At 68.3% G+C, this 21,942-nt stretch carries 25 protein-coding genes; 14 read left to right on the top strand and 11 right to left on the bottom strand.

What is annotated here, in order from left to right; all coding sequences use genetic code 11:
- The first annotated feature begins 17 nt into the window (after nucleotides 1-17).
- Together Q0V34_RS02795 and Q0V34_RS02790 are read left to right on the top strand one after the other, a co-directional pair.
- Nucleotides 18-1,538 (top strand): response regulator, encoded by a 1,521-nt coding sequence (locus Q0V34_RS02795; protein ID WP_297507361.1) that lies wholly within the window; start codon nucleotides 18-20, stop codon nucleotides 1,536-1,538.
- An 86-nt stretch (nucleotides 1,539-1,624) separates the two neighbouring features.
- A complete protein-coding gene (locus Q0V34_RS02790) occupies nucleotides 1,625-2,935 on the top strand; it encodes an MFS transporter (protein WP_297507358.1) in 1,311 nt (436 codons plus the stop codon).
- Nucleotides 2,936-3,080: 145 nt separating this feature from the next.
- Here the strand turns inward: Q0V34_RS02790 and Q0V34_RS02785 are convergent, their stop codons facing one another.
- The 3 genes from Q0V34_RS02785 to Q0V34_RS02775 all read right to left on the bottom strand — a co-directional run bounded on the left by Q0V34_RS02785 (nucleotide 3,081) and on the right by Q0V34_RS02775 (nucleotide 4,911).
- A complete protein-coding gene (locus Q0V34_RS02785) occupies nucleotides 3,081-3,914 on the bottom strand; it encodes a serine protease (RefSeq protein WP_297507355.1) in 834 nt (277 codons plus the stop codon).
- A gap of 24 nt (nucleotides 3,915-3,938) precedes the next feature.
- Complete coding sequence (locus tag Q0V34_RS02780) at nucleotides 3,939-4,367, bottom strand: DUF350 domain-containing protein (RefSeq protein ID WP_297507352.1); 429 nt, start codon at nucleotides 4,365-4,367, stop codon at nucleotides 3,939-3,941.
- 94 nt (nucleotides 4,368-4,461) lie between these two features.
- Nucleotides 4,462-4,911: an SRPBCC domain-containing protein gene (locus tag Q0V34_RS02775; RefSeq protein ID WP_297507350.1), complete on the bottom strand. Its 450-nt coding sequence runs from the start codon at nucleotides 4,909-4,911 to the stop codon at nucleotides 4,462-4,464.
- A 50-nt stretch (nucleotides 4,912-4,961) separates the two neighbouring features.
- Between Q0V34_RS02775 and Q0V34_RS02770 the strand changes: the two genes are divergently transcribed.
- Nucleotides 4,962-5,339 carry a helix-turn-helix transcriptional regulator gene (locus tag Q0V34_RS02770; RefSeq protein WP_297507348.1) on the top strand — a complete coding sequence of 126 codons (378 nt, stop codon included), beginning with the start codon at nucleotides 4,962-4,964 and terminating at the stop codon, nucleotides 5,337-5,339.
- A 75-nt stretch (nucleotides 5,340-5,414) separates the two neighbouring features.
- Here Q0V34_RS02770 and rlmN read toward each other — a convergent pair whose 3' ends face one another.
- The 4 genes from rlmN to Q0V34_RS02750 form a co-directional block, all read right to left on the bottom strand.
- Nucleotides 5,415-6,629, bottom strand: a complete 1,215-nt coding sequence (rlmN, locus tag Q0V34_RS02765; protein ID WP_297507344.1) for a 23S rRNA (adenine(2503)-C(2))-methyltransferase RlmN — start codon at nucleotides 6,627-6,629, stop codon at nucleotides 5,415-5,417.
- Between the two features lie 160 nt (nucleotides 6,630-6,789).
- The gene (locus tag Q0V34_RS02760; protein ID WP_297507341.1) at nucleotides 6,790-7,590 is read right to left on the bottom strand and encodes an SDR family oxidoreductase; all 801 of its coding nucleotides are present in this window, start codon (nucleotides 7,588-7,590) and stop codon (nucleotides 6,790-6,792) included.
- 181 nt (nucleotides 7,591-7,771) lie between these two features.
- Complete coding sequence (locus tag Q0V34_RS02755; protein WP_297507338.1) at nucleotides 7,772-8,380, bottom strand: flavodoxin family protein; 609 nt, start codon at nucleotides 8,378-8,380, stop codon at nucleotides 7,772-7,774.
- A 129-nt stretch (nucleotides 8,381-8,509) separates the two neighbouring features.
- Entirely contained in the window at nucleotides 8,510-8,944 is a 435-nt protein-coding gene (locus tag Q0V34_RS02750; protein ID WP_297507335.1) for an Rrf2 family transcriptional regulator, read from the bottom strand.
- A 197-nt stretch (nucleotides 8,945-9,141) separates the two neighbouring features.
- On the opposite strand from Q0V34_RS02750, the gene Q0V34_RS02745 reads away from it, so the two are divergent.
- The 3 genes from Q0V34_RS02745 (at nucleotide 9,142) to Q0V34_RS02735 (ending at nucleotide 12,934) form a co-directional block, all read left to right on the top strand.
- Nucleotides 9,142-11,145: a potassium transporter Kup gene (locus tag Q0V34_RS02745; RefSeq protein ID WP_297507332.1), complete on the top strand. Its 2,004-nt coding sequence runs from the start codon at nucleotides 9,142-9,144 to the stop codon at nucleotides 11,143-11,145.
- Between the two features lie 3 nt (nucleotides 11,146-11,148).
- Nucleotides 11,149-11,511 (top strand): hypothetical protein, encoded by a 363-nt coding sequence (locus Q0V34_RS02740; protein WP_297507330.1) that lies wholly within the window; start codon nucleotides 11,149-11,151, stop codon nucleotides 11,509-11,511.
- A gap of 196 nt (nucleotides 11,512-11,707) precedes the next feature.
- Nucleotides 11,708-12,934 (top strand): argininosuccinate synthase, encoded by a 1,227-nt coding sequence (locus Q0V34_RS02735; RefSeq protein WP_297507327.1) that lies wholly within the window; start codon nucleotides 11,708-11,710, stop codon nucleotides 12,932-12,934.
- Between the two features lie 43 nt (nucleotides 12,935-12,977).
- Here Q0V34_RS02735 and Q0V34_RS02730 read toward each other — a convergent pair whose 3' ends face one another.
- A complete protein-coding gene (locus Q0V34_RS02730) occupies nucleotides 12,978-13,478 on the bottom strand; it encodes a hypothetical protein (protein WP_297507324.1) in 501 nt (166 codons plus the stop codon).
- A 454-nt stretch (nucleotides 13,479-13,932) separates the two neighbouring features.
- On the bottom strand, nucleotides 13,933-14,133 hold the full coding sequence (locus Q0V34_RS02725; RefSeq protein ID WP_297507321.1) for a KTSC domain-containing protein: 201 nt from the start codon (nucleotides 14,131-14,133) through the stop codon (nucleotides 13,933-13,935).
- 172 nt (nucleotides 14,134-14,305) lie between these two features.
- Between Q0V34_RS02725 and Q0V34_RS02720 the strand changes: the two genes are divergently transcribed.
- From Q0V34_RS02720 to Q0V34_RS02710, 3 genes are all read left to right on the top strand, one after another.
- On the top strand, nucleotides 14,306-14,713 hold the full coding sequence (locus Q0V34_RS02720) for an MAPEG family protein (protein ID WP_297507318.1): 408 nt from the start codon (nucleotides 14,306-14,308) through the stop codon (nucleotides 14,711-14,713).
- 36 nt (nucleotides 14,714-14,749) lie between these two features.
- Entirely contained in the window at nucleotides 14,750-15,382 is a 633-nt protein-coding gene (locus Q0V34_RS02715; RefSeq protein WP_297507315.1) for a LysE family translocator, read from the top strand.
- Nucleotides 15,383-15,478: 96 nt separating this feature from the next.
- A complete protein-coding gene (locus tag Q0V34_RS02710) occupies nucleotides 15,479-16,069 on the top strand; it encodes a hypothetical protein (protein ID WP_297507312.1) in 591 nt (196 codons plus the stop codon).
- A gap of 127 nt (nucleotides 16,070-16,196) precedes the next feature.
- Here the strand turns inward: Q0V34_RS02710 and Q0V34_RS02705 are convergent, their stop codons facing one another.
- On the bottom strand, nucleotides 16,197-16,979 hold the full coding sequence (locus Q0V34_RS02705) for an SDR family NAD(P)-dependent oxidoreductase (protein ID WP_297507308.1): 783 nt from the start codon (nucleotides 16,977-16,979) through the stop codon (nucleotides 16,197-16,199).
- 70 nt (nucleotides 16,980-17,049) lie between these two features.
- Here Q0V34_RS02705 and Q0V34_RS02700 point away from each other — a divergent pair, with 70 nt between their 5' ends.
- Genes Q0V34_RS02700 through Q0V34_RS02690 form a run of 3 tightly spaced genes read left to right on the top strand, consistent with a single transcriptional unit; the run spans nucleotide 17,050 to nucleotide 18,568 of the window.
- Nucleotides 17,050-17,460 (top strand): YkvA family protein, encoded by a 411-nt coding sequence (locus tag Q0V34_RS02700; RefSeq protein ID WP_297507305.1) that lies wholly within the window; start codon nucleotides 17,050-17,052, stop codon nucleotides 17,458-17,460.
- Nucleotides 17,450-18,088: a lysoplasmalogenase gene (locus tag Q0V34_RS02695; RefSeq protein ID WP_297507302.1), complete on the top strand. Its 639-nt coding sequence runs from the start codon at nucleotides 17,450-17,452 to the stop codon at nucleotides 18,086-18,088. Before Q0V34_RS02700 ends, Q0V34_RS02695 begins: the two co-directional genes overlap by 11 nt.
- 21 nt (nucleotides 18,089-18,109) lie before the next feature.
- A complete protein-coding gene (locus Q0V34_RS02690; RefSeq protein WP_297507299.1) occupies nucleotides 18,110-18,568 on the top strand; it encodes a hypothetical protein in 459 nt (152 codons plus the stop codon).
- Nucleotides 18,569-18,633: 65 nt separating this feature from the next.
- On the opposite strand, the gene Q0V34_RS02685 is transcribed toward Q0V34_RS02690, so the two are convergent.
- On the bottom strand, nucleotides 18,634-19,152 hold the full coding sequence (locus tag Q0V34_RS02685; RefSeq protein ID WP_297507296.1) for a GNAT family N-acetyltransferase: 519 nt from the start codon (nucleotides 19,150-19,152) through the stop codon (nucleotides 18,634-18,636).
- Between the two features lie 81 nt (nucleotides 19,153-19,233).
- Here Q0V34_RS02685 and Q0V34_RS02680 point away from each other — a divergent pair, with 81 nt between their 5' ends.
- Together Q0V34_RS02680 and Q0V34_RS02675 are read left to right on the top strand one after the other, a co-directional pair.
- Nucleotides 19,234-20,415: a cyclopropane-fatty-acyl-phospholipid synthase family protein gene (locus Q0V34_RS02680; RefSeq protein WP_297507293.1), complete on the top strand. Its 1,182-nt coding sequence runs from the start codon at nucleotides 19,234-19,236 to the stop codon at nucleotides 20,413-20,415.
- A 94-nt stretch (nucleotides 20,416-20,509) separates the two neighbouring features.
- Nucleotides 20,510-21,910: an amino acid permease gene (locus Q0V34_RS02675; protein ID WP_297507290.1), complete on the top strand. Its 1,401-nt coding sequence runs from the start codon at nucleotides 20,510-20,512 to the stop codon at nucleotides 21,908-21,910.
- The last annotated feature ends 32 nt before the right edge of the window (nucleotides 21,911-21,942 follow it).

The following is a 21,942-nucleotide window of genomic DNA, read 5'->3' as shown; positions in this document are numbered from 1 at the left end:
GGCTAGCCTCCCCGACCATGAGCGATCAAGGATCCGGCGTCACGCCCGAGCAGTTGGCTACTCTCAGCCATGAGTTCCGCACGCCCCTGAACGGCGTGCTGGGCATGGCGCGGCTGCTGGAGAAGACCCGCCTGACGGCCGAGCAACGGTCCTACGTGACCGCGCTCCGCGAGAGCGGCGACCACCTGCTGTCGCTGGTCAATCACGTGCTGCATTTCGCCCGGCTCGGCGCCGCCGCCATCGAGCTGTCGCTGGCGCCGGTCGACATCGAGGGCCTCCTGCGCCAGGTCGCCGAGCTGATGAGCCCGCGCGCCCACGAAAAGGGCATCGAGATCGCCTGGGCCGCGCCCGCGTCGCTCCCGACGATCCTGGCCGACGAGGGCCGGCTGCGGCAGATCCTGCTGAACTTCGCCGGCAACGCCGTGAAGTTCACCGATACCGGCGGCGTGCTGCTGACCGCCACGGTCGCCGACGACGGCCGCTTTCGCTTCTCGGTCGCCGACACGGGGCCCGGCGTCGCGCCGGAGGCCCGCCAGCGGATCTTCGAGGCCTTCGTCCAGACCGACGTCACGCACAACACCCAGCTGGGCGGCGCGGGCCTGGGCCTCGCGATCGTGGCGCGCCTGGCCGCCGCCATGGGCGGCGAGGTCGGCGTCGGCGGCGCCTTGGGCCAAGGCGCCGAGTTCTGGTTCGAGGCGCCGTTCGAGAGCGTCGAGCCCGCCGCCTTCGCCGCGCCGCTGGACGGCCGCGCCGTCGCGGTCGCCTCGCCCAACGCGATCGTCCGCGCCGCCACCGTTCGACAGATCGAAGCCGCCGGCGGTCGCGCCTTCGCCGCCGTCGACATCGCCTCGGCGCTGTCCGGCGCGCCGGCCGACGCCGTCTTGCTGATCGACGCGGCGCTCTCCGGTCCCCGCGCGCCCCTGAAGGCCCCCGCCGGCCGCCGGGCCGTGGTGCTGCTGACGCCCGAGCAGCGCGACCGCATCGCCGGGCTCAAGGCCGCCGGCTTCGCGGGCTATCTGATCAAGCCGCTGCGCGCCGCGTCTCTGGTCGCCCAGGCGCTGCGAGCGGGCGCCGCCGAAGCCGCCCTGGCCGAGGACCACGCGCCCGACGATCGTATCGCCGGCGCCGTGGCCAGCGGCGTCCGCGTTCTGCTCGCCGAGGACAATCCGATCAACGCGCTGCTGGCCCGCACCCTGCTGGAGCGCGAGGGCTGCAAGGTCGATCGCGTCGCGGACGGCGAGCAGGCGGTGGCCGCGGCCTCGAGCGGGACCTACGACCTCGTTCTGATGGACCTGCGCATGCCGGGCCTCTCCGGTGTCGAGGCCGCCAAGGCGCTGCGCGCCAAGGGCGTGGTCTCGCCGATCGCGGCCCTGACCGCCGACGCCTTCGACGAGGATCGCCGCGCCTGCCTCGCCGCCGGCATGGACGACTTCCTGGTCAAGCCGTTGACCCAGGAAGCCCTGCGCGCCGCCCTCCAGCGCTGGACGACGGGCGGCGGCTGGACGAAATCCCCGACGCGGGCCAAGGTCGCCTCCTGATTTCGGAGGGGGCCGCGCTCTGGCGCGGTGAGACGACAATGGCCGGAGCGCCGAAGACGGCCACGGGAGCGTCCAGGAAACGCGGCATGATGGACGTGCTGCGGGCCCTGAAACAGCCCAAGGTCGCCGCCATGCTGGCCCTGGGCTTCGCCTCGGGCCTGCCGTTCCTGCTGACCGCCAACACCTTCGGCTACTGGCTGCGCGAGGAGGGCACGTCGCTGAAGGCGATCGGCTTCCTGTCGTGGGTCAGCCTGGCCTACGGCATGAAGTTCCTGTGGGCCCCGCTGATCGACCGGCTGGACGCGCCGCTGCTGGGCAAGTGGCTGGGCCGTCGGCGCGGCTGGATGGTGCTGTCGCAGATCGTCGTGGCCGCCGGCCTGATCGGCATGGCCCTGACCGGCCCCCACGCGGGTCTCTCCACCGTCGCCGGCTTCGCGGTGCTGGTGGCCTTCGCCTCGGCCACTCAGGACATCGTGGTCGACGCCTGGCGCATCGAGATCGCCGACGACGGCGACGAGCTGGGCCTGCTGACCTCGGCGGTGCAGATCGGCTATCGCATCGCGCTGCTGGCCGCCGACGCCCTGATCCTGGTGCTGGCCGACAAGATCGGCTGGCCGGGCGCCTATCTGAGCTATGGCGTGCTGATGGCGGTCGGGGTCGCCGGCGCGATGATGGCCGGCGAGCCCAGCCGCGCGGACGCCGTGATGGCCGCCAACGCCGCCCAGAAGCCGCTGTGGAGCCCGCGCGGCCTGTGGGACGCCATCGCCGGTCCGTTCATCGAGTTCTTCACCGCGCACGGCGTCTTCGCCCTGCTGATCCTGGTGACGATCACGCTCTATCACCTGTCGGACTATGTGCGCGGGCCGATCTCGAACCCGTTCTACCACGACCTGGGCCTGACCAAGAGCACGGTCGGCTGGGTGCGCACGATCGCCCTGACCGGCACCTTCTCGGGGATCGCGGTCGGCGGCTTCTGCGCGCTGCGCTTCGGCTATTTCAAGACCCTGATCGCCGGGGCGGTGCTGCAGCCGATCGGCATCGCCCTGTTCGCGGGACTCGCCCTGTGGGGCGTCACGATCCCCGGCTTCATCACCGTGATGATCCTCGACAATTTCGCGATCGGCTTCTCGGGCGTGGCGCTGGTCACCTACATGTCCAGCCTGACGAGCCTGGGCTATACCGCGACCCAGTACGCGGTGATGACCTCGGCGCTGGCCTGGACCGGCAAGTTCCTGAAGGGCTTCTCGGGCGCGGCGGTCGAGGCGCTGCAGAGCGGCCGCGACCTGATGCACGCCTACGCCCTGTTCTATCTGGGCGCGGCGGCGATCGGCGTTCCGGCCGTGATCCTGTGCTTCTTCCTGGTCAAGCCGGCGCCGAAGCAAGCCGAGGCCGTTTAGCGCGGCGCGTGATCCTCGCCCTTCGACAGGCTCAGGGTGAGGATCAAGGCTGACGGCTTCGCATTCGAAACCCTCATCCCGAGCTTGTCGAGGCATGCCCTCGGGCCGGGGAAGCCGGTCCCGTGGGGACGAGATTTCGCGGCCCTCAGACCGCCAGGCAAACCACCTGCGCCACGCGAAGGTCGCGGCGCAGGCCGTCGGCGACGCGGCCGTAGTTCTCGGTGGTGATGGGCTCGCTGGGCGCGAACTCCGAAGCGCTGGGCCGGCGATGCGGTCCCAGCAGGGTCTTCAGCGTCTCGGGCGCGGTCGTGTAGATGCGGCCCCGGCGCGGGGCCTCGGCGACCGTGACCCCGATCACGCGGCCGGCGCTGTCGAGGGCCGGCGAGCCCGAGAGCCCGGCCAGGGTGCCCTTCAGCGTGTCGGTGCGGCCCACCTCGGCCCAGACCAGCACCGGCTCGGTGCGCGCGCCCCGGCCGTGAACGACCAGGTTCTCGCGGCCCAGCAGGCGCGAGGCGGCCTCGCCCGGATGGCCCTGCGGGAAGCCGGGATGATAGGCGCGCGCGCCCCGGCGCAGGGGCGCGTCCAGGCCCAGCGGCACGGCCGGAGCGCCGCCCTCGGTGGTCAGGATGGCGGCGTCGGCCTTGGGATCGACATGGATCCTGGCGGCGACGCCGCGCCCGTCGGCCACGACGATGGCCGCCTTCTTGCAGCCGTCGACGACGTGGCGGGCCGTCAGCCAGGTTCCGTCGTCGCCGACCGAGAAGGCCGTGCCCGAACCCGGCTCGGGCTTGTCGGGCACCTGCACCACGATCGCGGGATCGAACGGCGAGGACGGCCCGAGCGGCAAGCCCTCCTCGCCCGGCACCGGCGGCGGCGGCGGCGGCGCGTCCGAGCGCTCCTGCCGTCCGACCGCGACGATCAGCAGGGCGCTGACCGCCGCGGCGTAGACCAGCCAGTCGGGAAGCTTGGGGAAATGCACTGGGGAGCTCCCGACCCCTTCCCGTCAGCCGGCCACGGCGGCGGCGAGGATCAGGGCGGTGGCCAGCTTGGCGCCGACCAGCAGGGTGGCGGCCGAGATCTCGCCGTCCTGGATCCGCTCGGGCAGGCCGGTGAGGATCATGTCGGTGATCCGGAAGACCAGCAGCTGCACGGCGATCGTCGCCGCGCCCCAGATCATGATCTCGATCACCGAGGTCGAGGCCGTCAGGGAGATGGCCAGCGGAATGGCCAGGCCCACCATCACCCCGCCCAGCGACAGGGCGGCCGCCGAATTGCCCTCGCGGATCAGGGCGATCTCCTTGTGCGGCGTCAGCAGCGCGTACAGCGTCGTGCCCAGGATCAGCATGACCAGGGTCACGCCCGCGTGCAGCAGGGTGACCGGGAAGCCGGTGGCGAAGGCCTGGACCTCGGGCGACTGGAGCTGAGACGGCATGGACGCGGACGACCCCGAGCAAGTTCTGCGGAGTCCTGACTAGCACGGCTGGGCGAGCCTTGCGTAGGGGGCGCCCGTCTCCGGCGACTTTCGCCTATTTGTAGAAGCCCTCGCGCAGATTGAGGCCGTGCTCGACGAAGACCTTCAGGGCGCACAGCATGCCGGTCCAGCCCTCGCAATTGCCGAAGGCAGCCTTCTCGCCCGCGGGGGTGTCGCTCCAGCCGGCCTCATGGATCTTGACCAGGGTGCGGCCGTCGCCCGTGTCGGTGAAGGTCATGGTGACGGTGGTCTTGTAGGTCGCGCCCTTCTCTGACGCGCCCCAGCGCAGGACGATCTTCTCGTCCTTCACGACCTCGACCACCTCGACGGGGAAGGCGCCGGGGAAGTCATGGAAGTCCCAGGTGACGACAGCGCCGGTCTCCAGCCGCCCTTGCGCGCCGCCGGTGGTGAAGTAGCCGGACAGCTTCTTTGGGTCGGCGACGGCCTCGAAGACCTCGGCCACGGGCTTGGCGATGCGCCCGCTGACGGTGAATTCGTGCGACATGGATCACCTCCATCCTTGATCGGCGCGACCATGTGTTATAATCTTATAACATGTCAAGCGAAGACGAAGCCGACCTGATCTTCAAGGCGCTGGGACACCGGGTCCGCCGCCAAATTTTGGATCTGCTGAAGGCCGAGCCGCGCACGACGGGGATGCTGTGCGGCCTGATCCCGGCGCTCGATCGCTGCACGGTGATGCAGCACCTAGGCGTCCTGGAAGAGGCCGGCCTCGTGGTCGCCGAGCGACGCGGGCGCGAACGATGGAACCACCTCGACGCCCTGCCGGTGCACGCGATCCACGAACGCTGGATCGGGCCGTACGCGGCCTATGCGGCGGGAATGCTGAGCCGGTTGAAGAAGGCGGTGGAGACGCCCCAAACGCCACCCATCCCCGCGAAAGCGGGGACCCAAGCCGAGTCTGGAGATTGAACCCAGGCTTGGCCGCACCCGGAAACGCCGCTTGGGTCCCCGCTTTCGCGGGGAAAATCGGGAAAGGAGCGGACCCTAATCCGCCTCGTCCTCGTCATCCTCGGACAGCACGCCCGCCATCGCCGCCAGCGACAGCTTGCGCAGCGCCGAGGCGCGGACCTTCTCGCTCTCGCTCTTCAGCTGGCCGCAGGCGGCCAGGATGTCCCGCCCGCGCGGGGTGCGGATCGGCGAGGAGTAGCCGGCCTTGTTGAGGATCGCGGCGAAGGCCTCGATCGTCGCCCAGTCCGAGCACTGGTAGTCGCTGCCCGGCCAGGGGTTGAACGGGATCAGGTTGATCTTGGCGGGAATGCCCTTGATCAGCTTGACCAGCGCGCGGGCCTCGTCGGGGCTGTCGTTGACGCCCTTCAGCATCACGTATTCGAAGGTCACGCGGCGGGCGTTGGACAGGCCCGGATAGGCGCGGATGCCGGTCATCAGCTCGGCGATCGGGTATTTCTTGTTCAGCGGCACCAGGACGTCGCGCAGGGCGTCGTTGGTGGCGTGCAGGCTGATCGCCAGCATGGCCTGGGTGGTCGAGCCCAGCTTTTCCAGCATCGGCACGACGCCCGAGGTCGAGACCGTGATCCGCCGCCGCGAGATGCCGATGCCCTCGTTGTCGCTGATGATCTCGATGGCGTCGGCCACCTGGCCCAGATTGTAGAGCGGCTCGCCCATGCCCATGAACACGATGTTCGAGAGCTGGCGGTCCTCCTTGTCCGAGGGCCATTCGGCCAGATCGTCCTTGGCCACCTGCACCTGGGCGACGATCTCGGCCGTGGTCAGGTTGCGGACCAGCGGCTGGGTGCCGGTGTGGCAGAAGCTGCAGTTCAGGGTGCAGCCCACCTGACTGGAGACGCACAGCGCCCCGGCCCGGCCGACGCCGGGGATGAAGACGCTTTCGACCTCGATCCCCGGGGCCATGCGGATCAGCCACTTGCGGGTGCCGTCCTGGCTGACCTGGCGCTCGACGATCTCGGGGCGGGCGAGGGTGAAGGTCTCGGCCAGGCGCGCGCGGGTCTCCTTGGCCACGTCGCTCATCGCGGCGAAGTCCGTCACGCCGCGATGGTGCATCCAGCGGAAGATCTGGGTGGCGCGCATCTTGGCCTTGCCGTGCTCGACCACCCCGCTCTCGACCAGGGCCGCGACCAGCTGCGGGCGCGTCAGGCCCGACAGGTTGATCAGGGGCTTGGCGACGGGGGCGGAAGGCGCCGTCTCGGACGAGACGCGCGACAGGTCGAGGGTGACGCTCAAGGGGATGTCCGGATGTTCGGGGTCGAGGCGGACATATAGCAGGCCGGGGCCGGTTTTCCAAAGGGACGCCCGGTCGCGGGCCCAGCCCCTAGCCGTCGACCTGCAAAACCGGCGTCATCCCGGACGGCCGAAGGCCGATCCGGGATGACACGAGAAGAGGCTAAACCTTCCGGAACCGGCTCCCCTGGCTGGCCATCAGGGCCAGGGCCCAGTCGTCGGGCACGACCTTGGCGATCGCGGCTAGCGCCTTGTTCGGCGCGCCCGGCACGCAGATCGGGCGGTTGGCCTCGGCGGCCTCATAGCCGGCGGCCGCGACCTCGTCGGCGCCCAGCCACATCCACTCCGGCACGCCCTGGCTGACCTGGGCGCGGGTGCCGTTGACGTCGTGGAATTCCGAATAGGTGAAGCCGGGGCAGAGGGCGCTGACGTGGACGCCGGTCTGCAGGTTCTCCAGGTGCAGGCTCTGGGAGAACTTGACCAGGAAGCCCTTGGTGGCCGCGTAGAGCGTGTGGCCGGCCGCGCCCGGAACCAGTCCCGCCAGCGAAGCCACGTTGACGATCCGCCCGAACCGCCGCTCGACCATGCCCGGCAGCGCCTTGTGGGTCATCTCGCAGACGCTGGTCAGCATCACCTGCAGGAAGCTCGCCTGATCGGTCCAGCTGGTCGTCGCATAGGTCCCGGGCAGGCCATAGCCGGCGTTGTTGACCAGGGCGTCGACCACCCGCCCCTGCTCGGCGAGCGCGGATAGCACCGCGTCGACCCCGCCGGGCTCGGCGAGGTCGGCGGGGATGGCGTAGGCTTCGACGCCGGAGCGCAGGCGGATCTCGGCGGCCAGCCCCTCGAGCCGGTCGGCCCGACGCGCGGTCAAGGCCACGTCATAGCCGTGGCTGGCGTGAATGCGGGCGAAAGCGGCCCCGATGCCGGCGGAGGCGCCGGTGATGAGGGCGAGGCGGCGGGCCATGTCGAGGTGATCCAGTCGAAGACGAAACGTCCCCGAAGACCAGCACGGCCCGCGACCGGGTTCAAGCAGCCCTCCGGCGTCCTTGTCGGGAAAGGGCGGAAGGGGCGCGCCCGGAGCGTGGGAGCGCGCCCCTTCCGGGCCGCGGCGGGGAGGGAGACGGGCCGCGGCCTTGGGAAGGTCGTCAGGCCGCCTGGTCGAGCGCGGCGGCGCTGGCGCCGGCGGTCCAGCGGACGGCGGCCTTGGCCACGCGCTCGCCCAGCAGGCGGGCGGTCTCCCGGTCGCCGGCCGGCGGCGTGATCTCGGGCGAGGCGTTGTCGGACTGCGCGGCGAGGCCGACGAACGAGCCGACGCGGTTCAGCGTATCGGGGCCGCGCTCGGCCGCCGTCACGTGCGGCGGCGCGATGCCGAGATTGATCCAGTTCATGCCGTGCTGGGCGGCCAGGATGGTCAAGCTGGCCAGGGCATGGGCCTTGTCGCCGGCGAAGCTGTGCGAGTTGGTGAAGCCGGCGGCCAGCTTGTCCTTCCAGGCGCCGGTGAAGAACGCCGCCGAGGTGGCGTCCGCGAACACTTTGAACACGCCCGAGACGTCGCCCATATAGGTCGGCGCGCCGAAGATCACGGCGTCGGCCTTGGTGATTTCCTCGATGAACGGGCCGAAGTCCTGGGTCGCGTTCTCGATCTTCAGCAGGACCGGCGTCTGGCCGGCGTCCCGGACGCCCTCGGCGACCTTCTGGGCGAGAACCTCGGTGTGGCCGTAGCCCGAGTGATAGGCGATGGCGACGGTGGTCATGGTGATCCCTCGTTTTCGAAACTGAAACGGTAGCGATTACCTAATGACGCGACAGAGCTTCGCCAGGGGATCCGCAACAGATTTTGGTGCAATTTTTCTACGGGATGGCTTTAGCCGACCTTCAAGGCCTCAGGCGGCCGCCCCGTGGGCGCCGTTCAGCAGGTCGGCGACGGTGATCCGGGCCAGGCGCTCGTGGGCGGCGCGGTCGGCGGCGACGATGGCGGCGCTGACCGCCTCGGGGATCTTTTCGCCGACCGGGCAGCCCTTGACCCCCTTGGGCGCCACGCCGAGATGCGCGCAGCCATTGACGGCCTTGAGCACGACGTCGAGCGTGATGGTCTCGGGGGGCTTCAAAAGCCAGGCGCCGCCATTGGCGCCGGCGCGGGCGCCGATCAGCCCCGCCTTGCCGAGCATCGCCGTCACGCGACGCACCACCACCGGGTTGGTCGGCACGGACGCCGCCAGTTCCGCGCTGGCCACGGCGCGGTCGGCGGAAAACGCCGCCTTGTGCGCCAGATAGGCCAGGGCGTGGGCCGCGACGGGAAATTTCTGGCTGTCAGACATCTTATCCGGGAACGTAAGGTGGCCCGCCGCGCGTTCAACTGAAAATCGTTTCCCACCCGAAGCAAATATCGTCGTCATGCGACATCCAGGGCGCGTGGGGTGGTGTTGTCGGCGCGACGGTTTGGGTGTATCGCGCCCCGCCTGATCGCGATAAGGGTCGGCCGCCAGCGTTCATCGAGGCCTCCCGGAGGGATTGAATGGCTTCCGAAGCCCCGAGCGCTTCCAACCCCGCAGGCGCCGCCGACCGCGATCACGTCACGGGGGTCTCCGATATTCCCGCGCAGGACGGCGGCGCGCCGCACGGTCACCAGGGCCGTGACGAGGTCAAGGGCCATGGCTTCCTGGCCCTGGCGCTGGGCTCGATCGGCGTGGTGTTCGGCGACATCGGCACCAGCCCGCTCTACGCCCTGCGCGAGGCCCTGGCCCATTCGCGCAGCACGACGGCGACCGAGCACGCGGTGCTGGGCGTCGTGTCTCTGGTCCTGTGGACCATGACCCTGTTCGTGACGATCAAGTACGTCATCTTCTTCATGCGCGCCGACAACAAGGGCGAAGGCGGCACGTTGGCGCTGATGGCCCTGGCCCAGAAGGCGCTGGGCGGCGTCGGCCGCAAGCGCTCGGCGGTGGTGTTCTTCCTGGGCGTGGTCGGGGCGGCTCTCTTCTATGGCGACGGCATCATCACGCCGGCCATCTCGGTGCTGTCGGCGGTCGAGGGCCTGAAGGACGCGCCCGGCGTCGGCCACGCCCTCTCGCCCTATGTGCTGCCGATCTCGGCCGGCATCCTGATCGCCCTGTTCCTGGTCCAGGCCAAGGGCACCCACCGGATGGCCGCCTTCTTCGGGCCGATCACCGCGATCTGGTTCGTGATCCTGGGCGCGCTGGGGGCGTTCCACCTGGCCGACGACCCGTCGATCTTCCGAGCCATCAATCCCTGGTATGGCCTGCGCTTTCTGCTCGAGAACGGCTTCCTGGGCTTCGTGATCCTGGGCAGCGTCTTCCTCGTCGTCACCGGAGCCGAGGCGCTCTACGCCGACATGGGACACTTCGGAAAGCGGCCGATCCAGGTCTCTTGGCTGTGCCTGGTCTTCCCGTGCCTGGCCTTGAACTATCTGGGCCAGGGAGCCCTCGTGCTGCACCACCCGGCCGCGCGGCACAATCCGTTCTGGGAGATGGTGCCCGGCTTCGCCTATTGGCCCGTGCTGATCATGGCCACCATCGCCACCGTCATCGCCAGCCAGGCGGTGATCACCGGCGCCTTCTCGATGACCCAGCAGGCGGTTCAGCTGGGCCTGCTGCCGCGCATCGAGATCAAGCGCACCTCCGAGACCCAGGCCGGCCAGATCTTCGTGCCGGCCGTCAACCAGTTCCTGCTGATCGGCGTGCTGGTGCTGCTGTTCGCGTTCCGGAGCTCGCACAAGCTGGCCAGCGCCTACGGCATCGCCGTGACCGGCGCCATGTTCGTCGACACACTGCTGGCCTATGTCGTCCTTCGCCGCATCTGGAAGTGGCCGCTGTGGCAGACCGGCCTGCTGCTGATCCCGCTGGTGGCGTTGGATTCGGTGTTCATCGCCTCGAACATGCTGAAGATCCCGGACGGCGCCTGGCTGCCGCTGGTGTTCGGCGCGGTGCTGGTGCTGATCATGGCCACCTGGACGCGCGGGGCGGGCATCCTCACCGCCAAGACCCGCCGCGACAGCGTGCCCCTGGTCGACCTGATGGAGATCCTGCGCGCCCGCGCCCCGCACCGCGCGCCCGGCACGGCGATCTTCCTGACCTCCGATCCGGACATGACCCCGGTCGCGCTGATGCACAATCTCAAGCACAACAAGGTGCTGCACGAGCGCAACGTGATCCTGACCGTCCGCACCGCCGAGACGCCGCGCGTGGCCGAGGAGGACCGGGTCAAGATCGAGAAGGTCAACGACGACTTCAAGAAGGTCATCGTCAACTACGGCTTCATGGAAAGCCCCAACATCCCCAAGGCCCTGGCCGTGTGCCGCAAGCAGGGCCTGAAGTTCGACATCATGGCCACCAGCTTCTTCCTTGGAAGGCGGTCGATCGTGCCGTCGGCCAATAGCGGCATGCCGCTGTGGCAGGACCGGCTGTTCATCTATCTGATGAAGAACGCCGCCAATCCGACCGACTTCTTCAAGATCCCGCCCGGCCGCGTGGTGGAGCTCGGCGCTCAGGTGACGGTCTAGGCGATGGAAACCACCCTGCGCGTTCTGGGCGACGGCCTGTCGATCGCCGCCCTGGCCATCATCGCCGCCACCGCCCAGGGCGCGTGGAAGCGGATTCCCCGGGGCGTTTCGATCCCGATGCTCTGGGGCGCCGACGGCAAGCCCGCCTGGCGCGCGCCCAAGCCGCTGGGCCTGCTGGCCATTCCCCTGATCGCGATCGCGCTGCTGCTGTCCTTCACCCTGACCCAGGCGACCTTCACCGCCGACCCGACCCGGGCCCTGATCGTGTTCCTGGTCCGCACGACCCTCGCCGCCAGCCTTGGTCTCTCCCAGCTGTTCCACCTGCGTTTCGTCATCAAGACGCTGCAGGACGAGGGTCAACTCTAGAGCCTCGCGCGTCAAAACGGAATCGTTTTGAGGCGATAACGAGGCTCTAAATCAAATACTTAGAGCGTGACTCGCGCCGAAACCGGTTCCCACTTTCGGCGTCACGCTCTAGCCGGGCTCATTAGAGCTTGACCCGCGCGTCCTGATCCCGTTGAAGGCGCGCGACTTTGTGTTTCTCTCCGGAAGGGACCCGCTCATGGCCGACAAGCCCGTGAAGAAGGTCGTGCTCGCCTATTCGGGCGGCCTCGACACCTCGATCATCCTCAAGTGGCTGCAGACCGAGCACAACGCCGAGGTCGTGACCTTCACGGCGGACCTCGGCCAGGGCGAGGAGATCGAGCCGGCCCGCGCCAAGGCCCTGGCGGCCGGCGTGAAGCCCGAAAACATCTTCATCGAGGACGTCCGCGAGGAGTTCGTGCGCGACTACGTCTTCCCGATGTTCCGCGCCAACACGGTCTATGAGGGCCAGTACCTGCTGGGCACCTCGATCGCCCGGCCGCTGATCGCCAAGAAGCAGATCGAGATCGCCCGCAAGACCGGCGCCGACGCCGTCAGCCACGGCGCGACCGGCAAGGGCAACGACCAGGTCCGCTTCGAGCTCGGCTATTACGGCCTCGAGCCCGACATCACCGTGATCGCCCCCTGGCGCGAGTGGGACTTCAAGTCCCGCGAGGCCCTGCTGGACTTCGCCGAGAAGCACCAGATCCAGATCACCAAGGACAAGCGCGGCGAGGCGCCGTTCAGCGTCGACGCCAACCTGCTCCACAGCTCGTCGGAAGGTAAGGTCCTGGAGGACCCGGCGGTCGAGGCTCCCGAGTTCGTCCACATGCGCACGATCGCGCCGGAGGACGCGCCGGACAAGCCGACCATCATCACCATCGACTTCGAAAAGGGCGACCCGGTCGCCATCGACGGCGTGGCGATGAGCCCGGCGACCCTGCTGACCAAGCTGAACGAACTGGGCCGCGACAACGGCGTCGGCCGTCTGGACCTGGTCGAGAACCGCTTCGTCGGCATGAAGTCGCGCGGCGTCTACGAGACCCCCGGCGGCACGATCCTCTTGGCCGCCCACCGCGGTATCGAGAGCATCACGCTGGACCGCGGCGCCATGCACCTGAAGGACGAGCTGATGCCGAAGTACGCTTCGCTCGTCTATAACGGCTTCTGGTTCTCGCCCGAGCGCGAGATGCTGCAGGCCGCCATCGACTACAGCCAGCAGAAGGTCGCCGGCCGGGTGCGGGTCAAGCTCTACAAGGGCAATGTCACCGTCATCGGCCGAGAGAGCCCGAACTCGCTGTACGACCAGGACCTGGTCACCTTCGAGGAAGGCAAGGTCGCCTACGACCACCGCGACGCCGGCGGCTTCATCAAGCTGAACGCCCTGCGCCTGCGGGTTCTGGCCAAGCGCGACAAGCGCGGCTAGGCCGGGTTAGCTGCGCCGCCGGTTTTTCCGGCGGCGCACGCCACTAGGCAGCAAGCTTAGCTACGTTGTTTTGAAACGCATGGAATCGTCGCAAGTCCGCGAAGTGATTGGACTTCGAAGTGCGGTACGAGATGATCCAGTCCGGTATTGTCGCGTAGTCCAGCATTCCCAGCACGAACATCGGCCGCGCATCGTCGCCTAGCGGCTCGGTGCGTAACGTGTGAATCGCACCCCACAAATCTTTTGCGACCTGAGTCTCGGGGCTGAATAGGCTCACGATGAAGGGATCAACCTCCTGGGGCGTCGCACTGAACTCGTAAGCCTCGAAGAGCAGATCGTAGATCGCCTTCGGTCCAACGTTATCAACCCAGCTAGACACGATTAGAAGTTCCAACTGATGGTCGGGGTTAACAGGCTTTGCCTCACCGCCAGGACTGGCCCAGACGAGCGCATCTGGAACAAAGCCAAGCTTCTTCAAAGCGGCCGCGTATTCGCGGCCGGCCTTGAGCTTCCGCTCCATCTCGATCAAAGCGTGCCTAGCCAAGCCACCACTCCTTCTGGATCAAGGGCTGCAGCAACCATACTCCGCGCGTTCGCTCGGCTCATCCTGCCAGAACTATACTCGTGTGCTCGGTTCCAGTCCAAGACCGTACGAATGGCGCCCCTGAGCGACTTTGGCGCAGCATGCAAGTCGATCCCGGCGGCTTCAAACAGGCCCCGTAGGTTGTGGGTGTAGAGTTCCGGCCTACTCTCTTTCGAAGGCCAGGAGTTCAGGCGCTCCCGCCTGATGATAAGAGCCTTTAAAGCGAACTCGACAGCAAAACCGGCCGCCATCCACGCCTCGCGACAAGCCAGCCGATTGTCCACCATGGAGAGCGCAACAGCGCGCTTGCTCTCGACCATCCGGAGAAAGGCGTCAGCGGTGAGCGGTTGGTCGGCGTCCACCCTACCAGCTTAACACCAACCACAATGCGCGCAATGGTAGAGCTTACCCGTATTCACACCCGATTATACGGATACCGATCCCGGATCATCCGTTGGAAGAACCGCCCCTTCGACGGCGCGCGCAGGAAGGCCTGGCTCACCCGCTCGGGGACGCCGACATAGACGTACTCATCGCCGTCCTGGAACGTCACGAACAGCTTGCCGTGTTCGGGGGTGTAGTCGATTTCGGCGATCGCCGTGGAGTCCACACGCATGGCCTCAAGCCTCCGCGAATGAGGATCGTCGGCTAAGGGAGCGAACGAAGCGCCCGCCGGGTTCCCGCGCCTCTAGGTCTAGGCCGAACGCGCGCGCGTGCAAACTCCGGACGAATACGGCTAGGATCATCGCGGAGCGGCCCGAAAAGCCGCCGGGAGGAAAAGAACACCAATGCATCAGTCCCACGCCCTGGTGGCGATCGTCACCCTGCTGTCCCTGCTGGTCTATGTCTGGATGATCTTCCGCATCGGCGGGGCGCGCCGTCGGACCGGGATCGACGCGCCGGCGATGACGGGGCACCCGGAACTCGAGCGCCACCTGCGGATCCAGGCCAACACCGTCGAGTGGCTGGTGATCTATCTGCCGTCGCTGTGGCTGTTCGCCGTCTATTGGAACGACCTGGTGGCCGCCGGCCTCGGCGTCGTCTGGATGCTCGGCCGGATCGTCTACGCCCTGGGCTACGCCGCCGACCCGAAGAAGCGCGAGGTCGGCTTCATCATCCAGGCCCTGGCCACGGCGGTGCTGCTGTTCGGCGCGCTGGGTCGGGCGATCTGGGTGCTCGTGGTCATCGGCGCCTAGCTTGGACGCTCACGACGCGGGGCCTATACCCGCGTCATGGACCACCTGCCCGTCGATCCCGCCCGCTACGGCGCCTTCCTGGTCGCCATGTTCGTCATGGCCCTCACGCCGGGACCGGCCAACCTGTTCGCCATCGCCACCGGCATGGCGCGCGGGAAGGGCGCGGCGCTGCTGGGCGTTCTGGGCATGAACAGCGCCACGCTCGTCTGGTTCGCGTGCTCGGCCCTGGGCCTGGGCGCGCTGATCGTCGCCTTTCCCAAGGCCTTTCATGTCCTGGCCCTGGCCGGCGCCGCCTATCTCGTCTGGCTGGGCCTGAAGTCGCTGTGGAGCGCGATCCGAAACGCCGAAAGCCAAGCCTCGGCGGCGGTGCGGACGAGCCGGTCGGCGTTTCTGGACGGCTTCACGGTTCAGATCGCCAATCCGAAGATCCTACTGTTCTTCTCGGCCGTCCTGCCGCCGTTCCTGGACGTCGAGCGACCGCTGGCCCCACAGCTGGTCATGTTCGCCTGCGCCACCATCGGCATGGACCTGATCAGCATGTCCAGCTACGGCCTCAGCGGGGCGGCCCTCTCGGCCCGGATGAACGAGCCGGGCTTTCGCCGGGCGTTCGCGCTGCTGGTCGGCGTGCTGCTGATCGCCGCGGCCGGGCTGATCGTCTCGCGCGGCTAGGTTACGAGCCTGTATCAAACGGCGCCTTGGCGAAACCACAAAGCCCGGCCAGAGTTGTGGTCTAAACGCCAAGGACTCCGCTTGAGGGAGCACGTCATGTCCATGAAGAAGGCCGCCGTGGCCGCCGCCCTGGTGATCGCCGCCGGTCTTTCCGCCTGCGCCACCCCGACGCCTTACCAGCCGCGCGTCACGTCCGGCGGCGTCACCGGCGGCTTCTCCGAACAGAGGCTGGAAGAAAATCGTTTCCGCGTCAGCTTCGCGGGCAACACCCTGACCTCGCGCGAGACCGTCGAGCGCTACCTGCTCTATCGGTCGGCCGAGCTGACGACCCAGCAGGGCTATGACTGGTTCGAGACCGCGGACCACCGCACCGACAAGACCCAGCGCACCTATGTCGAACCCGATCCGTTCGCTCGCCCCGCCTTCGGCTGGGGCTATCCCTACGGTTACTGGCGTCCGTCGTGGCGCTACTACGGCGGCGGCTATGGCTGGCGCACCTGGGACCCGTTCTGGGGCGACCCCTTCTTCGCCGACCGCGCCCAGATCCGCACCGTCGAGAAGTTCGAGGCCGGCGCGGAAATCGTAATGCACAAGGGCCGCAAGCCCGAGGGCGATCCGCGCGCCTACGACGCCCGCGAGATCATGGCCAACCTCGCCAGCTCGATCGTGCGGCCGGAACAGAAGTAGGTCGTCGCCATGGCCCCCTTCCCCCTTGATGGGGGAAGGGTCGGGGATGGGGGTGTCGCGGCGGTTCCGTTTGCGAGGTCCTGCCACCCCCACCCAACCCTCCCCCATCAAGGGGGAGGGCTTTTTACTACCGCGGCGCCATGCGGATGCCGCCGTCCAGGCGCACGTCCTCGCCGTTGAAGTAGCCGCAGGTGATCATCGTCAGGGCCAGCTGGGCGTATTCCTCGGGGTTGCCCAGGCGCTTGGGGAACGGCACCGAGGCCGCCAGGCCCGCCTTCACCGCCTCGGGCGCGCCGTTCATCAGCGGGGTGTTGAAGATGCCCGGCAGAATGGTGTTGACGCGGATGCCCTCGCCCATCAGGTCGCGGGCGATCGGCAGGGTCATGCCGACCACGCCGCCCTTCGACGCCGAATAGGCCGCCTGGCCCATCTGACCATCCTCGGCCGCGACGCTGGCGGTGTTGACGATCGCGCCGCGCTCGCCGTCCTCCAGCGGCTCGAGGTCCAGCATGCCCTTGGCCGACTTGGCGATGCAGCGGAAGGTGCCGACCAGGTTGATCTGGATGATGCGGTCGAAGGCGTCGAGCGGGAAGTGCTTGGTCTCGCCGGTCTGCTTGTCGCGGCTGGCGGTCTTGGCGGCGTTGCCGGTGCCGGCGCAGTTGACCAGGATCCGCTCCTGGCCGTGGGCGGCGCGGGCCTTCTCGAAGCCGGCGTCGACGTCGGCGTCGCTGGTCACATTGACCTTGCAGAAGACGCCGCCGATCTCGGCCGCGACCTGTTCGCCGCGCGCTTCGTTCATGTCGAAGATGGCGACCTTGACGCCCTGGGCGGCCAGGGCGCGGGCGGTGGCCTCGCCGAGGCCCGAAGCGCCCCCGGTGACGACGGCGGCGACGGTATTGTCGAGTTTCATGAGCGTTTCCCCTGGGTTTCGCGTTAGATGGGTTCGCGTTTAGGATCGGTTGGAAGCGAGGTTTATCCCGATGAGCGCCGACGCCAAACCGTCCCCCGACGTAAACGTCAACGACGTGCTGGATCCCGCCAAGGCCCTGGTTCCGCGGACCGTGCGAGTCAACGAGGAGCGGGTGCGACGCGGCTTCCTGCCAAAGATCCGCCAGGTCGCCGCCAAGGTTCCGTTCGCCGCCGACGCCCTGTCGGTCTGGTGGGCGGCCCGCGATCCCGAAACCCCGACGGCGGCCAAGGGCATGATCCTGGCGGCGCTCGCCTATTTCGTGCTGCCCACCGACGCCATTCCCGACATCCTGCCGGTGATCGGCTTCACCGACGACGCGGCGGTGATCGCGGCGGTGGTCGCCATCCTGGGCAAGACGGTCAAGCCCCGCCACAGGGAGGCGGCCCAGGCCTTCCTGACCAGACTGTCCGATGACGCCTGAGACGGCGCTATGGGCGGTCGCGGCGGGAAGCGCGCTCGCCTATGGCCTGATCTTCGTCGCGCGGCCGGTCGGCTTCGCGCGGACCCTGGTCAAGACCGGGTCGGTCGCGGCGCTGTCGGCGCTGGCCTATCTGGATGGGGGGTCGGAGTTGCTGGCCGTGGCCCTGGCCTTCTGCGCCCTGGGCGACGCCTTTCTGGCCGGCGATCCCAAGCGCTGGCTGCCGTTTGGCCTGGGCGCCTTCCTGGTCGGCCATCTGGTCTACATCCCGCTGTTTCTGGAGCGGTCCGGCGCGCCGCCGACCTGGTTCTGGCCCGCCGCGGCCGGGGTCGGCGCGACCGCCGCCCTGATGCTGCGAGCGCTCTGGGGCGCGCTGGGCAAGCTGAAGATCCCGGTGGCCGTCTATGTCCTGGCCATCGTCGGCATGGTCCTCGCCAGCCTGCTGCTGCCGGCCCGCGCCTGGCCGACCACCGCCGGCGCCCTGGGCTTCATGGCCTCCGACGCCATCCTGTCCTTCGAGCTCTTCAAGGGCGCCAAGCTGCTAGGCTCGCCGCGCCTGACCTCCCTGGCCGTCTGGGGCCTCTATTGGGGCGGACAGGCGGGGATCTGCTGGGGCATGCTGGCGCTGTAAGCCCCGCCGGAGGAGCCGTTCATGCCGTTGTCACCGCTGTTGTTCGCCGCCGCCCTGGTCGCCGTCCAGGCTCCCGCCGATCCCGAGGAGAAAGCCGTCCTCGCCGCCGCCCAGGCCTTTTTCGACGGGCTGCAAGCCGCCGATCCGGCCGCCCTGCGCGCCGCCTCCCTGCCCAATATCGCGATGATGGCGCTGTCGCCCAAGCCTGACGGATCGGTCGAGGTCCGGCGCTTCGCCTTCGAGGACAGCTTCGGCAAGGGGATCAAGCCGGGTCTGCGGGAGTGGATGTGGTCGCCGACGGTCGTGCGTCGCGGCCCGCTGGCCACCGTGACGGCGCCGTACGAGATCACCCGCGACGGCAAGACGCTGCACTGCGGCGTCGACATCTTCACCCTGGCCAAGGCCGATGGCGCCTGGAAGGTGGCCGGTCTCAGCTGGACGGCCGAGCCCGACGCCTGTCCCGAGCTGCGCAAACGCTAGAACCTGCCTTTTTCGAATGGAATTATTCGAAACAGACAGGCGCGAATTCAAGCGTTTAGAGCGTGCTAGCCCAACCGAAACGTCAGCACCGGCCCGTCCCACAGCGCGTCGGCGTGGTCCGTCTCGACGATGTCGCGCACGCCCGGATAGCTCGCCGCCGCCGCGCGCCAGAAGGCCAGGGCGGCGGTGTTTCGGCGCACGACCGCCGCCTCCCACACGCCCCAGGCCGAGCCGAACAAGGCATGGGCCGCGGCCAGGCCCACGCCGCGCCGACGGTGCTTTCGCGCCACGAAGAACTCGGCCACCGCGCGGTCGACCGGCGTGCGCGAATGGGCGATGTCGTTGACCAGGGCGAAGCCGACGGGCCGGTCGCCGATCCGGAACAGCCAGGGCTCGCGGGTGGGATCGGTCCAGTACGTTTCAAGACCCGGATAGTCCGAAAAGCGCCCGTCCGCCCCCAGCTCGCCCTCGACGGCGCGATCGAACCAGAAGGCCGAGAAGTCGTGGAGATAGAACTGCATCAGATTGGCGATGATCGGCGCCTCGTCCGTCTTCGCGCGCGCGACCGTCAATTTCGAGATCATCGGCCGCTCCATATCCAGACGATCGGCATCCTTCTCCCCTCGGCCGGTTGTTCCCGGCGGCTTCGGCCTTAAGTTCCAGGCATGATCGAAGCCCTGCTGAGCAAAATGATCAAGACCGGCGATCTGACGGCGCATCTGCCCGGCGGTCGCGTGATCAAGGCGGGCGACGGCTCCGGGCCGCGGGTGGTGATCCGGATCAACGGCCGCGGCCTTCGTCGGCTGGCCAATCCCAGCCTTGGCCTCGGCGAAGGCTATATGGAGGGCGACATCGTCTTCGAACGCGGGACGGTCGCCGACCTCCTGAACATCGTCGGCGAGAGCGGCGGCCGCAAGCCCACGCGCGGTTCGGCCCTGTCCCGGTTCCGCAAGACGCTGAAGCGGCGCATCCAGCAGGTCAACGGCCGCGTCGCCGCGCGCCGCAACGTGGCCCACCACTACGACCTGTCGAACGACCTCTACCGGCGGTTCCTCGACGCCGACATGCAGTACAGCTGCGCCTATTTCGAGCGTCCGGACATGACGCTGGAGGAAGCCCAGGCCGCCAAGAAGGCGCTGATCGGCCGCAAGCTGCTGATCCGGCCCGGCATGAAGACCCTGGACATAGGCTCGGGCTGGGGCGGCCTCTCCATGACCCTGGCCAGGGACTTCGGGGCGCGGATGACCGGCGTGACCCTGTCGACCGAGCAGCTGAGCCTGGCCAAGGAACGGGCCGAGAGGGCCGGACTCGCCGACAAGATTGATTTTCGCCTGACCGACTATCGCGACCTGAACGAGCCCTTCGACCGCATCGTCTCGGTCGGCATGCTGGAGCATGTCGGCGCGCCGAACTTCCGGACCTATTTCGAGACCCTCAACCGCCTGCTGACCGACGACGGCGTCGCCCTTGTCCATGCGATCGGCAAGATGCACGGACCCGGCGCCACCAACGCCTTCACCCAGAAGTACATCTTCCCGGGCGGCTACATTCCCGGCCTCTCGGAGATCGTCGCGGCGATCGAGCAGGCGGGCCTGTGGATCACCGACATCGAGATCCTGCGTCTGCACTATGCCGAGACCTGCCGGATCTGGCGCGAGCGGTTTCTGGCCGACCCCGACATCCCGACCCTGTTCGACGCCAGGTTCCGGCGCATGTGGGAGTTCTATCTGGCGGGCGCGGAGCTGGGCTTCCGGCACGGCGGCCACATGGTCTTCCAGATTCAGCTGGCCAAGAAACGCGATGGGGTTCCGCTGACGCGCGACTATCTGCTGAAGTCGGCGGGCTGAACCAGACCGCGCCGGCGCTCCGCTTCGCCGCGGCCGGGATGACAAGCTCGAGCCGATGAGGCTATAGCGCCGCCTTGATCTGCAAGGAGCCGCCATGGCCCCGTTCCGCGCCGCCGACCTTCTGCGCCGCAAGCCCGTCGGGCAAGTCGAGGGCGAACACACGCCCGAAAGCCTGCCGCGCACCATCGGCCTGTTCCAGCTGACCATGCTGGGGGTGGGCGCGACGATCGGCACCGGCATCTTCGTGGCCCTGACCACGGCCGTACCCGCCGCCGGTCCGGCGGTCATCCTCGCGTTCGTGCTGGCCGGGATCACGGCCGCCCTGACCGCGCTGTGCTACGCCGAGCTGGCCTCGACCATCCCCGTCTCGGGCTCGTCCTATTCGTACGCCTACGCCACCCTGGGCGAGTTCGTCGCCTTCATCGTCGGAGCCTGCCTGCTCCTGGAATACGCCGTCTCGGCCTCGGCCATCGCCGTGGGCTGGGGCCAGTACCTGAACGAGATGCTGGTCGACCTGGTCGGCTGGAAGCTGCCGGACGCCATCGCCAAGCCGCCGGGCGCGGGCGGGGTGTTCAACCTGCCGGCCGTGGCGCTGGTCGGGGCCTGCATGGTGCTGCTGCTGCGGGGGGTGAAGGAATCGACCACGGTCAACGCCGTCCTGGTGGTGCTGAAGCTGCTGATCCTGGCCTTCTTCGTCGTCGTGGCGTTCAGCGGCTTCCATGCCGGCAACCTCACGCCGTTCATGCCCATGGGCTTGGCGGGCGTCGGTACGGCGGCCGGGTCGATCTTCTTCTCGTACATCGGCATCGACGCGGTCTCGACGGCCGGGGAAGAGGTGAAGGACCCGCGCAAGACCCTGCCGCTAGGCATCGTCCTGTCCCTGCTGATCGTCACCGCCGTCTATATCCTGGTGGCCCTGGCCGCCGTCGGGGCCCAGCCCTGGACCGCCTTCGCGGGCCAGGAGGCGGGGCTGGCGGTGATCCTCCGCAACCTGACCGGACAGGCCTGGACGTCGCTGGTGCTTTGCGTCGGGGCGATTGTCTCGATCTCCTCGATCACCCTGGTGGTCATGTACGGCCAGACGCGGATTCTCTACGCCATGAGCCGCGATGGGTTGCTGCCCAAGCTGTTCCAGCGCCTGCATCCGAAGACCCGGAGCCCGGACCTCAACACCTATATCGTCGCGGCCTTCATCGCCGCGTTGGCGGCTTTCGCGCCGCTGGATGTGCTTATGAACCTGACCAGCATGGGCACCCTGATCGCCTTCGCCATCGTCTCGTTGGGCGTGATCATCCTGCGGCGGACCCAGCCGGACCTGCCGCGCGGCTACAAGGTTCCGCTCTTTCCGGTGCTGCCGGCGTTGAGCGTGGCGTTCTGCGGCTATCTGATCTGGAAGCTTCCCGCCGACACCTGGGCCCTGTTCGCGATCTGGGTCGCGGGGGCTTGCGCGATCTATTTCGGGTATTCGGTGCGGAATTCGGCGCTGAACGCATAAAATCCTCCCCCTTCAGGGGGAGGATCTTCCGT

Origin of the sequence: uncultured Caulobacter sp. (assembly GCF_947036865.1) — a bacterium.
Lineage (GTDB): Bacteria > Pseudomonadota > Alphaproteobacteria > Caulobacterales > Caulobacteraceae > Caulobacter.
The sequence above is the reverse complement of the archived record's forward strand: the minus strand, read 5'-3'. Positions and strand labels throughout refer to the sequence as shown.

Bases quoted from the DNA above. Each gene is read 5' to 3' on its own strand.
- Q0V34_RS02705 (WP_297507308.1), bottom strand. From the start codon at position 16,979: ATGAAACTCGACAATACCGTCGCCGCCGTCGTCACCGGGGGCGCTTCG.
- Q0V34_RS02720 (WP_297507318.1), top strand. From the start codon at position 14,306: ATGCATCAGTCCCACGCCCTGGTGGCGATCGTCACCCTGCTGTCCCTG.
- Q0V34_RS02680 (WP_297507293.1), top strand. From the start codon at position 19,234: ATGATCGAAGCCCTGCTGAGCAAAATGATCAAGACCGGCGATCTGACG.
- Q0V34_RS02735 (WP_297507327.1), top strand. From the start codon at position 11,708: ATGGCCGACAAGCCCGTGAAGAAGGTCGTGCTCGCCTATTCGGGCGGC.
- Q0V34_RS02760 (WP_297507341.1), bottom strand. From the start codon at position 7,590: ATGGCCCGCCGCCTCGCCCTCATCACCGGCGCCTCCGCCGGCATCGGG.
- Q0V34_RS02690 (WP_297507299.1), top strand. From the start codon at position 18,110: ATGCCGTTGTCACCGCTGTTGTTCGCCGCCGCCCTGGTCGCCGTCCAG.
- Q0V34_RS02755 (WP_297507338.1), bottom strand. From the start codon at position 8,380: ATGACCACCGTCGCCATCGCCTATCACTCGGGCTACGGCCACACCGAG.
- Q0V34_RS02790 (WP_297507358.1), top strand. From the start codon at position 1,625: ATGATGGACGTGCTGCGGGCCCTGAAACAGCCCAAGGTCGCCGCCATG.
- Q0V34_RS02780 (WP_297507352.1), bottom strand. From the start codon at position 4,367: ATGCCGTCTCAGCTCCAGTCGCCCGAGGTCCAGGCCTTCGCCACCGGC.
- Q0V34_RS02695 (WP_297507302.1), top strand. From the start codon at position 17,450: ATGACGCCTGAGACGGCGCTATGGGCGGTCGCGGCGGGAAGCGCGCTC.
- Q0V34_RS02775 (WP_297507350.1), bottom strand. From the start codon at position 4,911: ATGTCGCACGAATTCACCGTCAGCGGGCGCATCGCCAAGCCCGTGGCC.
- Q0V34_RS02770 (WP_297507348.1), top strand. From the start codon at position 4,962: ATGTCAAGCGAAGACGAAGCCGACCTGATCTTCAAGGCGCTGGGACAC.
- Q0V34_RS02685 (WP_297507296.1), bottom strand. From the start codon at position 19,152: ATGATCTCGAAATTGACGGTCGCGCGCGCGAAGACGGACGAGGCGCCG.
- Q0V34_RS02740 (WP_297507330.1), top strand. From the start codon at position 11,149: ATGGAAACCACCCTGCGCGTTCTGGGCGACGGCCTGTCGATCGCCGCC.
- Q0V34_RS02710 (WP_297507312.1), top strand. From the start codon at position 15,479: ATGTCCATGAAGAAGGCCGCCGTGGCCGCCGCCCTGGTGATCGCCGCC.
- Q0V34_RS02750 (WP_297507335.1), bottom strand. From the start codon at position 8,944: ATGTCTGACAGCCAGAAATTTCCCGTCGCGGCCCACGCCCTGGCCTAT.
- Q0V34_RS02700 (WP_297507305.1), top strand. From the start codon at position 17,050: ATGAGCGCCGACGCCAAACCGTCCCCCGACGTAAACGTCAACGACGTG.
- Q0V34_RS02715 (WP_297507315.1), top strand. From the start codon at position 14,750: ATGGACCACCTGCCCGTCGATCCCGCCCGCTACGGCGCCTTCCTGGTC.
- Q0V34_RS02745 (WP_297507332.1), top strand. From the start codon at position 9,142: ATGGCTTCCGAAGCCCCGAGCGCTTCCAACCCCGCAGGCGCCGCCGAC.
- Q0V34_RS02725 (WP_297507321.1), bottom strand. From the start codon at position 14,133: ATGCGTGTGGACTCCACGGCGATCGCCGAAATCGACTACACCCCCGAA.
- Q0V34_RS02795 (WP_297507361.1), top strand. From the start codon at position 18: ATGAGCGATCAAGGATCCGGCGTCACGCCCGAGCAGTTGGCTACTCTC.
- Q0V34_RS02675 (WP_297507290.1), top strand. From the start codon at position 20,510: ATGGCCCCGTTCCGCGCCGCCGACCTTCTGCGCCGCAAGCCCGTCGGG.